The organism is Halomonas sp. HK25 (assembly GCF_047795635.1).
Taxonomy (GTDB): Bacteria; Pseudomonadota; Gammaproteobacteria; order Pseudomonadales; family Halomonadaceae; genus Halomonas.
Genome location: NZ_CP181044.1, coordinates 692,621 through 705,534 on the forward strand (window position 1 = coordinate 692,621; position 12,914 = coordinate 705,534).

General features: G+C 67.3%; 13 protein-coding genes and 1 pseudogene. 10 read left to right on the top strand and 4 right to left on the bottom strand.

Annotated elements, in window-relative coordinates; all coding sequences use genetic code 11:
- The first annotated feature begins 381 nt into the window (after window positions 1-381).
- Window positions 382-825 carry a type II 3-dehydroquinate dehydratase gene (gene aroQ, locus ACM26W_RS03340; RefSeq protein WP_416139454.1) on the top strand — a complete coding sequence of 148 codons (444 nt, stop codon included), beginning with the start codon at window positions 382-384 and terminating at the stop codon, window positions 823-825.
- A 9-nt stretch (window positions 826-834) separates the two neighbouring features.
- Here aroQ and ACM26W_RS03345 read toward each other — a convergent pair whose 3' ends face one another.
- The 4 genes from ACM26W_RS03345 to ACM26W_RS03360 form a co-directional block, all read right to left on the bottom strand.
- A complete protein-coding gene (locus ACM26W_RS03345) occupies window positions 835-1,293 on the bottom strand; it encodes a hypothetical protein (protein ID WP_416139455.1) in 459 nt (152 codons plus the stop codon).
- 100 nt (window positions 1,294-1,393) lie between these two features.
- On the bottom strand, window positions 1,394-1,708 hold the full coding sequence (locus tag ACM26W_RS03350) for an AzlD family protein (protein ID WP_416139456.1): 315 nt from the start codon (window positions 1,706-1,708) through the stop codon (window positions 1,394-1,396).
- Window positions 1,705-2,418 (bottom strand): AzlC family ABC transporter permease, encoded by a 714-nt coding sequence (locus ACM26W_RS03355; RefSeq protein WP_416139457.1) that lies wholly within the window; start codon window positions 2,416-2,418, stop codon window positions 1,705-1,707. Before ACM26W_RS03355 ends, ACM26W_RS03350 begins: the two co-directional genes overlap by 4 nt.
- The gene (locus tag ACM26W_RS03360; protein WP_416139458.1) at window positions 2,415-3,410 is read right to left on the bottom strand and encodes an LLM class flavin-dependent oxidoreductase; all 996 of its coding nucleotides are present in this window, start codon (window positions 3,408-3,410) and stop codon (window positions 2,415-2,417) included. Before ACM26W_RS03360 ends, ACM26W_RS03355 begins: the two co-directional genes overlap by 4 nt.
- A 136-nt stretch (window positions 3,411-3,546) precedes the next feature.
- Between ACM26W_RS03360 and ACM26W_RS03365 the strand changes: the two are divergent.
- The 9 genes and pseudogenes from ACM26W_RS03365 to ACM26W_RS03405 all read left to right on the top strand — a co-directional run.
- A pseudogene (locus tag ACM26W_RS03365) lies at window positions 3,547-3,942 on the top strand (BCCT family transporter); the annotation flags it as partial.
- An 84-nt stretch (window positions 3,943-4,026) separates the two neighbouring features.
- Window positions 4,027-4,212: a hypothetical protein gene (locus ACM26W_RS03370; protein ID WP_416139459.1), complete on the top strand. Its 186-nt coding sequence runs from the start codon at window positions 4,027-4,029 to the stop codon at window positions 4,210-4,212.
- Between the two features lie 144 nt (window positions 4,213-4,356).
- Complete coding sequence (locus ACM26W_RS03375; RefSeq protein ID WP_416139460.1) at window positions 4,357-5,262, top strand: cobyrinic acid a,c-diamide synthase; 906 nt, start codon at window positions 4,357-4,359, stop codon at window positions 5,260-5,262.
- Between the two features lie 68 nt (window positions 5,263-5,330).
- Window positions 5,331-6,563, top strand: coding sequence for a toxic anion resistance protein (locus ACM26W_RS03380; RefSeq protein WP_416139461.1), 1,233 nt, complete (start codon window positions 5,331-5,333; stop codon window positions 6,561-6,563).
- A 60-nt stretch (window positions 6,564-6,623) separates the two neighbouring features.
- Window positions 6,624-7,928, top strand: coding sequence for an ATP-grasp domain-containing protein (locus ACM26W_RS03385; protein WP_416139462.1), 1,305 nt, complete (start codon window positions 6,624-6,626; stop codon window positions 7,926-7,928).
- Window positions 7,929-7,947: 19 nt separating this feature from the next.
- Window positions 7,948-9,975 (top strand): CocE/NonD family hydrolase, encoded by a 2,028-nt coding sequence (locus ACM26W_RS03390; protein ID WP_416139463.1) that lies wholly within the window; start codon window positions 7,948-7,950, stop codon window positions 9,973-9,975.
- 15 nt (window positions 9,976-9,990) lie between these two features.
- On the top strand, window positions 9,991-10,689 hold the full coding sequence (locus ACM26W_RS03395) for an extensin family protein (protein ID WP_416139464.1): 699 nt from the start codon (window positions 9,991-9,993) through the stop codon (window positions 10,687-10,689).
- A gap of 86 nt (window positions 10,690-10,775) precedes the next feature.
- Complete coding sequence (locus tag ACM26W_RS03400) at window positions 10,776-12,134, top strand: MFS transporter (protein WP_416139465.1); 1,359 nt, start codon at window positions 10,776-10,778, stop codon at window positions 12,132-12,134.
- A 15-nt stretch (window positions 12,135-12,149) separates the two neighbouring features.
- On the top strand, window positions 12,150-12,896 hold the full coding sequence (locus tag ACM26W_RS03405; RefSeq protein ID WP_416139466.1) for a sulfite exporter TauE/SafE family protein: 747 nt from the start codon (window positions 12,150-12,152) through the stop codon (window positions 12,894-12,896).
- Window positions 12,897-12,914: the final 18 nt, after the last annotated feature.

Here is a 12,914-nt window from a genome sequence, read left to right on the forward strand (position 1 = left end):
GAAATGCCATGTCTAAGTCTGACCCCTGCTCCAGGAGGCCGGTCTGGGCGCTACGGGTCACTCCTTGCTCCTGGGTATGAAGGCCAGGCATTACGAGGTTCCGCTGTCGCCTTGCTGACCCGCATTGTCGGCAGGGCAGGGATGAATTCACAGCGGGTGCAGGGGGCAATCTGACCAGATTGGATTTTTCACTATTGAGAGGCTGTGTCGAGAGGCTGTTTCCGGGTCGCGAGCCGCGGTTTTTCCCTCGCGGGGCTCGGGAGTGGCGCCGGTTGCCTGCCTTGCAACCCTCGAGTCAGCGACACACAATCCTCTGATCAAGGGGAGGCTCGTTAGCTGCTCTCTTGAAAACTCGGATTATACGGTGTGGGAGACTGACGGATGAGTCAGCGCAAGGTACTGGTACTGCACGGCCCCAACCTCAACCTGCTGGGCACTCGGCAGCCGGAGATCTACGGCCACGAGACTCTCGAGGACATCAACAACGCCCTCTACGAGAGGGCAGCGCTGGAGGGGTGGGAGGTCGCCTGCCGGCAGAGTAACCACGAGGGGCAGCTGATCGACTGGATCCAGGCGGCGCGGTTGGACGGCACGGTGGCCATCATCATCAACCCCGCGGCCTATACCCACACCTCGGTGGCGATCCTCGATGCCCTCAATGCCTTCGAGGGCCGAGTGATCGAGGTCCACCTCTCCAACGTTCACAAGCGCGAGAGCTTCCGTCACCACTCCTATGTCTCGCTGCGCGCCGACGGTGTGATCGCCGGGCTCGGCAGCCAGGGCTATCGCGCCGCCCTGGACGCGGTGATGCGCCAGCCAGGCTGAGACCGGGGGTCAGTCGCGGCGTGGCTCACTGTCCTTGGGGTCATCGCCCTTGACCTTTTCGCCCTTGACTTCAAAATCGCCCTCCAGCACCTGCTGTTCGCGGTAGTTGCCATCGGTGCTGTGCGTCTCGCGGTAGCGGGTCTCGCGATAGTGTGCCTGATGCGCATGAGAGCCGCCGCCCACGTCCTCGGCCTGGTCGGCGCGCATCTTCTCCATGCGCTTCTTGAGCCGGTAGCGCAGCAGCGGCATTAGAGCCCAGCCGAGCAGCAGGAAGAACAGCCCCAGCACCATGGCAATGATCATCATGGCGCCGAACAGCAGCCAGGCCAGCAACATCTTCAGGCTGCCGAGCAGGCCGCTCCCCTGGGTCTGTCGGGCCCGTTGTTGCCACGCCTGGGCGGCGCGCCAGGCGGGATTGTCTCGCTGATCGCGGTGGGGATCCCGCTGGGGGCCTCGAGAATCGGTCATCGATCTCTCCGTTGGGGCGACGCGCGGCGCCGCAGGAAATGGAGCGCATGAAGCGACTGCCACTTGGAAAGCGGGCGGGGAGCTTCGTTCCGAGGATGGATCAGGATGCGACCAGGCGCCACAGCGCGGCGGTGAGGATGCCGGCGGTGATGGCCGGCAGCGGCTTGCGCAGCGCCAGCATCACTGCCGCCGTGGCGATCAGTGCCATCCGGGCGCCGCCGTCGCCGTTCACGGCCATGGGGGTGATCACCGCCACCAGCACCGAGCCGGCCATGGCGTTGATGAAGCGCTCGACGCGCGGGCCGATGGGCACCCGGGCCATCACGAACACCCCACCGGCACGGGTCAGGTAGGTGGTCAGCCCCATGATCAGGATGGCCAGCAGCACGCCGCCATTCGCGGCCGTCAGGGTCATGGGCTCGCCTCCTGGCGGGCGGGAGGTAGCAGCAGGCCCACCAGGCCGCCGGCCAGGGCGCCGACGATCACATGGGCGTTGGGCGGGAGCCAGGCCATCGCCGCCAGGGCCGCGATGGCTGCGGCGCCCCAGGGCAACAGCACCCAGAGGTCGCGCTTGTCACCCACCAGCATGGCCAGCAGGAAGCAGCCCATGATGGCGTCCAACCCGAAGCGTTCGGGCTCACCGATGCCGCTGCCGAAAGCCACGCCCAGGCCGGTGCCGATCATCCAGGTGGTCCAGAGGGCGAGGCCGCCGCCGACCAGGATACCCAGGCGCGACGCCGTGGTGCCGCCACTCATGGCCATGGCCCAGTTGGCATCGCTGAGCAGGATCAGGCTGGCGTAGCGCCGGCCGGCGGGCAGCTCACGCAGGTGGGGGTAGAAGGCGGCGCCCATCAGCAGGTGGCGGGCATTGATCGCCAGGGTGATGGCCACCAGCGGCACCAGCGGGATGGTGTCGCCCCATAGTTCGAGGGTGGCGAACTGGGCGGCCCCGGCGAACACCAGGCCGCTCATCATCAGCGTCTCCAGGCCGGAGAGCCCCTGCTGAAGGGCCGCGACCCCGAAGGCCAGCCCGAAGACGATGACGAACAGCGACAGCGGGGCCATGCGCCGGAAGCCCTCGATCAGGTGACCAAGCCCCGGCCGCGCGGCGTCGTCCTGGGTCATGCGCGCCAGACCTCGGCGATTATCTCGTAGCTCTTCAGGCGGTCCTCCAGGGAGAAGACATCGGTGTTGAGCATCAACTCGTCGGCGCCGGTCTGCTCCAGGATGGCCGCAAGCCCCTCGCGAACGGTCTCTGGGCCGCCGACGATGGCGGCGCCCAGGAACTGCTGCAGTTGCCTCTCCTCCATGGGCGACATCTCCAGGTGCTCCACCGGCGGCTTCGCGCAGGTACGCTGGCCGCGGATCATGCCCAGGAACTTCTGTCGGGCGGTGGTGGCCAGGTACTCGGCGATGGCGTCGTTTTCGGCGGCGATCACCGGCAGGCCGACCATGGCGTGGGGGCGCTCGAGCACCGCGGAAGGGCGGAAGTTGTCACGATAGAGGCGCAGCGCCTCGAACAGGTAGCCCGGGGCGAATTGGGCGGCAAAGGCGAAGGGCAGTCCGAGACGGGCGGCCAGCTGGGCGCTGTAGCCGCTGGAGCCGAGCAGCCAGATCGGTACCTTCGTGCCCTGGCCGGGCACCGCGCGCACCCGTTGGCCGGGCTGCTCGTCGCCAAGGAAACCCTGCAGCTCCTCCAGGCGCTGGGGGAAGTCCTCGACGCCGGCATAGGGGTCCCGCCGCATGGCGGCCATGGTGGCGCCGTCGGAACCCGGTGCGCGCCCCAGCCCCAGGTCGATGCGTCCGGGGTAGAGGGTCTCCAGGGTGCCGAACTGCTCGGCGATCACCAGCGGCGGGTGGTTGGGCAGCATGATACCGCCGCTGCCCACCCGGATGCGTTGGGTGGCGCCGGCCACATGGCCGATCAGTACGGCGGTGGCGGCGCTGGCGATGCCCTCGATGCTGTGGTGCTCGGCGAGCCAGTAGCGGGTGTAGCCCAGCCGCTCGGTCAACTGCGCCAGGGCGACGCTCTCACGGAAGCTGTCCGCCGCACTGCCACCCTCGCGGATCGGGGCCAGGTCGAGAACGGAGAGGGGGGTGTCGGCGAGACGGGGCATGGTTCCTCCAGAATGTTAGCCTGCTGATGAAGCCTACCATGGGGGCCTGCCGGCCGCCGTTCAATCTCCCGAGTCCGGCCGTGCCGCATCGCTGTCCAGGCCGAAAGGCTGCTGGGGAGTCAAGCACACCGCCATGATAATCCTTTTCCTGGTGACCTCGGCGGACTCGGCCTCCTACACCGTGGCCCAGATGACCGATAACGGCTCCATCACCCCGCCGCTCTACAAGCGGGTGATCTGGGGCCTGCTGATCGCCGCCATCTGCCTGACGTTGATCGCCGCCGGCGGCCTTGAGTCGGCCTCGGTGCTGGCGGCGCTGCCCTTCACCTTCATCCTCTATGGCATGGTGGTCGTGCTGGTGCGCGAGCTACGCGCCGACCGCAAGGCGATGCTCACCCAGCCCTATCGTCGCCACGGCGAGACCCCGGTGGGCGCCGATGCCTTCGAGGCCGAACTGCTGGGCGAGGAGGAGCGACTGCGTCGGGCGCCCAATGTGGTCAACCGCCGCATCAATCGCCGCGAAGGCATGTAGCGCAGCCCGGCCTGCGCCGCCGCCACTGGTCTGGCGGCGGCGCAGGTCGTAAGCTCATGGAAATGGTGAAAACGGACTTCGACCATGTCGCCCATGCCCACCGCCCGCGGCCCGCGCCGCGGGGCCACTAGACGGCGCCAGCCTCGTCGCGACATTTGCCTGTTCGGCGGTGCCAAGCTCGATCGCTGGCTCGACCGTCTGGTGGATATCGCCGTGATCGTGGCGCTGGTGGTCGGCGGGGTGGCGCTGCTGTTGACCCTGCTGCTCTAGTTCTCCCGTGGCTGACGTCGATCGTCGCCTCTCTGGCGGTCGTCTTGAACGACCGGTTGCTCTACACTCGAAGCTCTCCCCGCCGGATGAAGGATACCGATCCCCATGTTGGGATTCTTGCAGGGTTTTTCTTATGGTCTCTTCATGACCTGCCTGCCTTGGCTGTTGGTGGGGCTGGCCAACCCTCGTCTGGCCGTGCCCTTCGAATCACCCTCCCGCTGGCAGGTCGTGGTTCGTTACAGCCTGGTGGTGCCCTTTATCAGCATGCTGATGTGGCTGACCTCGCTGTGGGGAGGCTTCGGGCCGAGCCTGCCGGGGTGGCTGGCGGGCATCGTCGCCATCCCTCTGGCATTGCCCCTGGAGCGACGCCTGCGTGGCTGGCTGCGTCAGCGGCGAGAGCGGCGCCTGCAGGCGCAGCGGGAGGCCGAGAGCCGGCAACGCCGGAGTCGCCAGGCGCGTGAGGCCCATGAAACCGGCGTGGCCGTTCTCGACCCGGCACGTCCGCCGGCGGACGCCGACAGCCTGGTACTGGCCATGTGCCGAGCCAAACAGAGCCTTCTCGATGCGGGCCGTCCCGACCTGGCCGTTCAGGCCGACCGCCTGTACAGCCGCTATCGCCATGTGCTGGCTGTGCTGAGTGGCCGCTTCGACAGCGGCGAGCTGGCTTTCGAACGGGCGCGAGGCCTGGTGGCTGAGGTCTGTCTCGGTGCGGTAGACACCCTCAACGCCATGGCCTCCCAGGCCCGCGGAGTGGCCAGCGTGGATGCCGATTTCGTGCGGCGTCGCCTGGCCGCCGATGGCAAGCGGGTGGGTGAGGAAGAGCGGGCTGCCCTGGTGCGGCGCCTGGAACTGGTCGAAGAGACCGAGCACCGGCTGGGCGAGTTCGCCGCGCGCAACGAATCAGCGCTGACGGTGCTCGACGATACGGCCGTGGCCATGGCGCGTATCGAGACGGGGCGTCCCCAGGCATCCTTGACCACCGACCGAGCGCTCGACGAGCTGCGTCGCTTCGTCGAGGGGGCCGATCGCTACGGGCGTGGCAGCGGGTGAGAGGAGGGCAGGCTGGCTCGATCCCCCCGGTCAGTGGCTGAGGGTGTTTCACGTCTCGAGAGGTGCTTATGAATCAGGAATCCGCAGGTGAACCCCGCTTGACGTTGCCGCCGCTGGAGGAGATCGCCCGCGAGCTGGGCACGACGACAGCCGAGGAGAGTACCGCCGTGGAGGGCAACGGCGAGGTCCCGGATGACGATACCACCCTGGCCGCCATGGCCGATGAGTTCGTGGCGGAGGTGATCCGCGGGGGCGACGAGGGATCGCTGGCACGCCAGCGACGTGCCGTCGACGAGATGGGGCTGGAACTGCAGCAGCAGGCCGCTCATCGCAGCGCCATGCTGGACACTCCCCTGCGCCAGCTGGCCCACCAAGGCGATGAAGGTGGTGCGGTGGCGAAGTCGCTGGTCGAGCTGCGCGAGCGCATGCACCGTCTTGATCCCGGCCGTCACCGGCTCTCGCCGGGCCCGCTGGACCGGGTGCTGGCGCTGATTCCCGGCGTCGGCAGCCGTCTGCAGCGATATTTTCGCAAGTTCGAGAATGCCCAGGAGGCGCTGGATGCAATCATCGGCGACCTGGAGGCGGGGCGCGACATGCTGCGTCGCGACAATCTGACACTGAGCGACGATCAGACCGCGCTGGGCGAGATCCTGGGCCAGTTGGCGCGTCAGGTCACCCTGGGTCGGCTGATCGACAGGCGCCTGCAGGAGGCGATTGCGCGGCGAGACGAGGCGGACCCCCAGCGAGGCTTTCTCGAGGAGGAGCTGCTCTTCCCGTTGCGTCAGCGCGTCGTCGATCTTCAGCAGCAGCTGACGGTCAGCCAGCAGGGAGTGCTGGCGCTCGAAGTGGTCATCCGCAACAACCGCGAGCTCATACGCGGCGTCGATCGTGCCATCAACGTCACCGTCTCGGCCCTGACGGTAGCGGTGACCGTAGCCCTGGCCATGGCCAACCAGCGGCTGGTGCTGGACCGTGTCGAGGCCCTCAATACCACCACCTCGGCGATGATCGGCGGTACCGCCCGCGTTCTGCGTCAGCAGGGGGTGGAGATCCAGCAGCGTGCTTCCTCGGCGATGCTGGACATGCCGGCCCTCGAGCAGGCGTTCGAGGACGTGATGGGGGCCATCGATGACCTGTCACGCTATCGCCAGGAGGCGCTCCCCCGGCTGGACGCCCAGATCGATCGCCTGGCGGACCTGTCCCGACGGGGAGGAACGGCCATCGACCGTCTGCAGCGTGGCAATACGGTCCCATCGGCTGACGGTGGCAAACCGGGAAAGAGGCCGTCCGACGGCTCTTGACTCGGTCGGCCTGGGCTATGCTCCTGAGATGGCGACTTTGCCAGCCTGGGGGAGCAGTCCGTGAATGAGCACAAGAATATCTTCGTGGTGGGGTTGAACGACTTCAACCGGGAGCGACTCGAGACGCTGCGCGGTGCCGAGCGATACCGTTTCCTCGGGGTGATCGAGCCCGAGGCGGTCTACGATACCGAGCTCTTCGACATCGGCGCCATGCTCGACGAGGCGACGGCACGGCTCGAGGCCTTCGACGGCACCATCGACGCCATCGTCGGCTACATGGACTTCCCGGTCTCGACCATGCTGCCGATCCTCTGCGAACGCTTCGGCACGCGCAGTACTTCCCTGGAGAGCCTGCTCAAGTGCGAGCACAAGTACTGGAGTCGCCGGGTCCAGCGCGAGGTGATCCCCGATCACATCCCCGCCTTCACGGCCTTCGACCCCTTCGATGACGAGGCGATGACGCATATCGGCGAAGCGGGCCTCTATTTCCCCTTCTTCGTCAAGCCGATCAAGTCCTCCGGGTCGCGGCTGGGCTTTCGCATCGACACCCCGGAGGACTTCTACCATGCCATCGCGCAGCTCCGAGACTCCATCGGCACCATCGCCGACCCCTTCAATACGGTGCTGAAGCATGCCCACCTGCCTCCGGAAATCGCCGCCGTGGATGGCCACTTCTGCATGGCCGAGGAGATCATCGGCGGCTGGCAGTGCACCGTGGAAGGCTACGTCTTCGAGGGCGAGGTGCTCAGCTACGGTATTGTCGATTCGCTGCGCTATCCCCAGGTGCTGAGCTTCTTTCACTACCGCTATCCCTCGGGGTTGCCCGAGAATATCCAGGCCACCATGGTCAAGCTGACCGACACCATCATGACCCATATCGGCTACGACAACGCCGCCTTCAACGTCGAGTACTTCTGGGACGAGGTGCAGGGGCGCATCTGGCTGCTGGAGATCAACACACGCATATCGCAATCCCATTGCGACCTCTTCGAAAAGGTCGACGGGGTCAGCAACCAGCAGGTCACCATCGATCTCGGGCTCGGACAACGCCCCGACATGCCCCGTCGCAAGGGGGAATTTCCCATCGCGGCCAAGTTCTTCCACCGGGTATTCTTTACCGACGCAGTGGTGACACGGGTCCCCACGGACGCGGAACTCGCGGAACTTCTGGCCGACTTCCCCGGCTGCCAGATCGCCATACAGGTCGAAGAGGGGCAGCGGCTCTCCTCCTTGCCCGAGCAGGACACCTACAGTTTTGCACTGGCACATGTCTATCTGGGCGCGGCTACGGCCGAGCAGCTGCTCGCGGACTATGACCAACTGGTGGCACGCTTGACCTTCGAGTTCGACGAGATCCAGGGCTGATGACAAGGAGAGCAGCGCCATGCGTATCGTGAATGATTTTCCGTGCCGGGTGCAGGAGGAGGAGACCTGGATCTCCCTGGCGGACGGCACCCGCCTGGGCGCCCGTATCTGGCGCCCCGTGGATGCCGAACGCCATCCGGTGCCGGCCATCCTCGAGTACCTGCCCTACCGCAAGCGCGACCTCACCTCCGAGCGCGACGTCCAGATGCATCCCTACTGGGCCGGCCACGGCTACGCCGGGGTGCGGGTCGACATCCGCGGCACCGGCGATTCCGATGGCGTGCTCACCGACGAGTACCTGCCCCAGGAGCTGGATGATGGCCTGGAGATCCTCTCCTGGCTCGAGGCTCAACCCTGGTGCACCGGCGAGGTGGGGATGATCGGCATCTCCTGGGGCGGCTTCAACGGCCTGCAGATCGCTGCACTGCGCCCCACACAGCTCAAGGCGGTGATCACGCTGTGCTTCACCGACGATCGCTACGCCGACGACATCCACCACATGGGCGGCTGCCTGCTGGCCGACAACCTCTCCTGGGCCTCGACCATGTTCGACGGCAATGCCTGCCCGCCGGACCCCGACCTGGTGGGAGAGCGTTGGCGCGAGATGTGGCTCGAGCGCCTCGACGGCAGTGGCCTGTGGTTGGCCCAGTGGCTCGAGCACCAGCGTCGCGATGACTACTGGAAGCACGGCTCGGTGTGCGAGGACTATTCGGCCATCCAATGCCCGGTCTATGCCGTCAGCGGCTGGGCCGACGGCTACTGCAATGCCGTCTTTCGGGTGCTGGAGGGACTTTCGGTGCCGCGTAAGGGGCTGGTCGGCCCCTGGTCCCACAAGTATCCGCACCTGGGCGTGCCGGGGCCGGCCATCGGCTTCCTGCAGGAGTCGCTGCGCTGGTGGGACCGCTGGCTCAAGGGTATCGACACCGGAATCATGGATGAGCCCATGTTGCGGGTCTGGATGCAGGAGTCGGTGCCGCCCTCGGCGCGTTACGAGGAGCGCCCCGGTCGCTGGATCGCCGAGCCGGCGTGGCCATCGCCGAATATCCTGCCAAGCTCGTTCCGGCTCACCGCCGGGCATGACCTCTTGCCCGAAGCCGACGGCCAGGACGAGGACGCCACCCTGGACATCCGCTCGCCGCTCTCGGTGGGGCTCTATGCCGGCAAGTGGTGCTCCTACAATGCCCCGCCGGACCTGCCCCACGACCAGCGCGACGAGGACGGCGGGTCGCTTATCTTTCAGACACCTCGCCTGGAGGCGCCATTGGAGATCTGCGGGTCGCCAATGGTCGAGCTCGAGCTCACCGCCGACCAGCCGGTGGCCATGGTGGCGCTGCGCCTCTCGGATATCGGCGAGGACGACAAGGCCACCCGTGTCTCCTATGGCCTGCTCAACCTGACCCATCGCGACAGCGATGAGTTTCCCGAACCCGTGGAGCCGGGCAGACGCTACCGGGTGCGTATCCCGCTCAAGCACATCGCCCAGCAGTTCGCCGCCGGCCACGCCATTCGCCTGTCGCTCTCCACCAGCTACTGGCCGCTGGCCTGGCCGGCCCCAAAGCCGACGCGTATCACCGTCTGGCCGGCGAAGAGTCGTTTGCTGCTCCCCGTGCGAGCACCGCGCCCCGAGGAGGAGGCGGCGCTGGCGCCATTTCCCGAACCCGAGGGGGCGCCGCCGCTGGCCAAGACGCTGTTGCAGCCGACCCAGGAGACCTGGCGAGTGATTCGAGACCTGGCCAACGACAGGACCACCCTGGAAGTGATCAATGACGAGGGGCGCTACCGGATCGATGATATCGATCTGGAGATCGCCGCCCGGGTCACCGAGCGTTATCAGTATTCCTACGGCAGCTACGACAGCATCAGTGGCTGGACGGAATGGCAGCGCAGCTTCAAGCGCGGCGACTGGGAGGTACACACCCTGACCCGCACCCTGATGACCAGCGACCCGGACAATTTCCGCATCCGCGCCACCCTGGATGCCTGGGAGGGCGATACCCGGATCCTTGCCCGGACCTGGGACGAGATCATTCCCCGGGATCTCGTCTAGGCGCACGCCGGGTCGATGCGCGGACTGCTGATCCTCATGTTGCTGGCCGGCGCCCTGGCGCTGGCCTGGTGGCGCTTCGAGTCTGCGATTCCGCGCCACTGGCATCCCGCCGAGCCCCTGCAGGTCGATGACCCTCTGACCCCGGTAACGAAGTGGAAACTGCACCGCCTGGCCGACGACCGCGAAGGCTGCCTCGCGGCCCTGGCCACGGTGCCGGAGGGCGAACTGCTCTATACCCCGCTGGCGGATCACGAGCCCGTGGCCGGCTGCCCACTGGAGAACGTGGTGCGGATCCAGTCCAGTGGCGTCGACTTCAATGCCGGCTTCGTGGCCCGCTGTCCGCTAGCGCTGGCCTGGACGATCTATGAGCGGCAGCGGCTGCAGCCCGCCGCCGAGTCGGTGCTGGGGAGCCGGGTGGCGAGGGTGGAGCACTACGGCAGCTTCGCTTGCCGCAATGTCTACGGGCGTGAGGAGGGACGGCCCAGCGAGCATGCCACCGCCGAGGCGCTGGACGTGGCCGCCTTCCGGCTGGCCGATGGCCGCGAGATTCGCCTGCTTGACCACTGGGACGAGGAGAGCACCCGGGGCGAGTTCCTCCGCCAGACCCGGGACGGGGCCTGCGACCTCTTCGGCAACGTGCTGGGCCCCGACTACAACGCCGCGCATGCCGATCACTTCCATTTCGGCATGCGCGGCTTCCGGCTCTGCCGCTGAGGCGCGTCGCGTCCCCCGGCAGCCCTGGATGGTGCCCCTCCGGCGCATGCTGATAGGCTTGCCGTCTCGACCCGCAAGGAAAGCCCATGCCCCCCCTGACCAGCGTCACGCCGCCGCGGACCCGCGCTTCGCGCAAGGAGATCCTCGGCTGGGCGATGTTCGACTTCGCCAACCAGGCCTATACCCTGCTGATCATCACCGTGGTGTTCGGCGAGCTGTTCACCACGGTGATCGTCGGTGATCGCGGCGACGGCTACCGGCTGGCCAACTTCCTGTGGAGCCTGGCGTTGGCCACGAGCTACCTGCTGGTGGTGGTCACCGGCCCCTTGTGTGGGGCGGTGATGGACTACCAAGCCTCGAAGAAGCGCTTCCTGTTCGCCAGCTACCTGGCCACCGTGGCGACCACCGCCATGCTCTACTTCGTGGCGCCGGGCTATGTGGTGCTGGGCCTGCTGTTGATCGTGGTCTCCAACTACGCCTACTCCATGGGCGAGTCCTTCATCGCCGCCTTCCTGCCCGACCTGGGCCCGCCCGAGGACATGGGCAAGATCTCCGGCTTCGGCTGGGCGCTGGGCTACGTGGGCGGGCTCTTCGCCGCGGGCTTCACCCTGGTGGCGCTGGGCGAGGCCACGGCGGAGAACTTCGAGCGCATCCGCTGGGTGGGCCCCTTTGCGGCGGGCTTCTTCCTGGTCACGGCGATTCCCACCTTCCTGTGGGTCAAGGAGCGCGGCACCCCGCAGCCGCCGGGCAAGCCCTACCGGGAGATCGCCTGGGAGCGGGTCGCCACCACCCTGCATGAGCTCAGGCGCTTCCGCGACCTGGGCATCTTCCTGGTCTCGCTGCTCTTCTCCATGGCGGGGGTCTACATCATCATCGCCTTCGCCTTCATCTACGGCGCCCAGGTGATCGGCTGGGACGAGTCAATCCGCAACATCATGTTCATCATCGTGCAGATCACCGCGGCGGCCGGCGCCCTTGGCTTCGGCTTCATCCAGGATCGCATCGGCACCAAGGTCACCTACCTGTTCACCCTGGGGCTGTGGGTGGCGGCGATCATCGCCATCTGGGCCACCCCGGAGCTCACCGCCTTCCTCAACGCTCGCCTCGGGCTCGGCTGGGAGGCCCAGCACCTCTTCCTCGTCGTGGGCTGCCTGGCGGGACTCTCGCTGGGCTCCAGCCAGTCGGCCAGCCGCGCCCTGGTGGGGCTCTTCTCGCCGAGGCGCAAGGCCGCCGAGTTCTTCGGCTTCTGGGGGCTGGCCAACAAGCTGGCCGGGGTGTTCGGCATCGTGGCACTCGGCCTGCTGCAGACAGTGGTGGGCCTGCAGGCCTCGATCCTGCTCTGCGCCGCCCTGTTTATCGTCGCCATCCTGATCTGCCTGGCCGTCGACCAGGCCCGCGGCCAGCGCGCGGCGGCAGAGTGGGAGGCGCGCAATGGCCGGGCCTGAGCGGGAAGGGCAGCCATGCTGGAGCCGCTGACGCTGCTGCTGATCGCCGTCACCTTCCTGATCGCCGGTGGGGTCAAGGGCGTGATCGGCATGGGCATGCCCACGGTGTCGCTGGCGCTGCTCGCCGCGACCTTGGGCCTGCAGCCGGCCATGGCGCTGTTGCTGGTGCCGACCATTGTCACCAATGTCTGGCAGGCCCTGGTGGGGGGGCAGCTGTTGGCCATCGTGTGCCGGCTCTGGCCCTTCCTGGTTACCTCGGTGGTGGCCGTCTGGCCGGGGGTGATGGTGCTAGCGCGCGTCGAGTCTCGCTGGCTGTCGCTGCTGCTCGGCGTGCTGATCGTCGGCTATGCGCTGCTCAACCTTGGCATGGCGCGGATGGTGCTGCCGGTACGCCACGAGCGCGGTGCGGGGGTGGGCTGCGGGGTGACCAATGGGCTCTTGACCGGCATGACCGGCTCCTCGGTGTTCCCCGGGGTGGCCTATCTCCAGGCCCTGGGTCTGCCGCGGGACCAGCTCATCCAGTCCATGGGCATCCTGTTCACCGCCTGCACCCTCTCCCTGGGGCTGGCCATGGGTGGGGAGAATCTGCTCACCGGCGAGCTGCTCGGGCTCTCCACCCTGGCCCTGGCACCGGCGCTGGTTGGCATGCGGATGGGGCAGCGGCTGCGCCGTCGACTCTCCGAGACGAGCTTCCGGCGGGCCTTCTTCCTGGGCTTGCTGGCCATGGGAAGCTATCTCGTGCTGCGGGCCCTGGGCGGCTAGACTGAACAGACTCCCTCC

What these genes read in the sequence shown, in the direction of transcription:
- ACM26W_RS03370 (WP_416139459.1), top strand. Translation starts at nt 4,027, where the DNA reads ATGTCGCCCATGCCCACCGCCCGCGGCCCGCGCCGCGGGGCCACTAGA.
- aroQ (WP_416139454.1), top strand. Translation starts at nt 382, where the DNA reads ATGAGTCAGCGCAAGGTACTGGTACTGCACGGCCCCAACCTCAACCTG.
- ACM26W_RS03390 (WP_416139463.1), top strand. Translation starts at nt 7,948, where the DNA reads ATGCGTATCGTGAATGATTTTCCGTGCCGGGTGCAGGAGGAGGAGACC.
- ACM26W_RS03345 (WP_416139455.1), bottom strand. Translation starts at nt 1,293, where the DNA reads ATGACCGATTCTCGAGGCCCCCAGCGGGATCCCCACCGCGATCAGCGA.
- ACM26W_RS03375 (WP_416139460.1), top strand. Translation starts at nt 4,357, where the DNA reads ATGACCTGCCTGCCTTGGCTGTTGGTGGGGCTGGCCAACCCTCGTCTG.
- ACM26W_RS03350 (WP_416139456.1), bottom strand. Translation starts at nt 1,708, where the DNA reads ATGACCCTGACGGCCGCGAATGGCGGCGTGCTGCTGGCCATCCTGATC.
- ACM26W_RS03395 (WP_416139464.1), top strand. Translation starts at nt 9,991, where the DNA reads ATGCGCGGACTGCTGATCCTCATGTTGCTGGCCGGCGCCCTGGCGCTG.
- ACM26W_RS03360 (WP_416139458.1), bottom strand. Translation starts at nt 3,410, where the DNA reads ATGCCCCGTCTCGCCGACACCCCCCTCTCCGTTCTCGACCTGGCCCCG.
- ACM26W_RS03400 (WP_416139465.1), top strand. Translation starts at nt 10,776, where the DNA reads ATGCCCCCCCTGACCAGCGTCACGCCGCCGCGGACCCGCGCTTCGCGC.
- ACM26W_RS03405 (WP_416139466.1), top strand. Translation starts at nt 12,150, where the DNA reads ATGCTGGAGCCGCTGACGCTGCTGCTGATCGCCGTCACCTTCCTGATC.
- ACM26W_RS03355 (WP_416139457.1), bottom strand. Translation starts at nt 2,418, where the DNA reads ATGACCCAGGACGACGCCGCGCGGCCGGGGCTTGGTCACCTGATCGAG.
- ACM26W_RS03380 (WP_416139461.1), top strand. Translation starts at nt 5,331, where the DNA reads ATGAATCAGGAATCCGCAGGTGAACCCCGCTTGACGTTGCCGCCGCTG.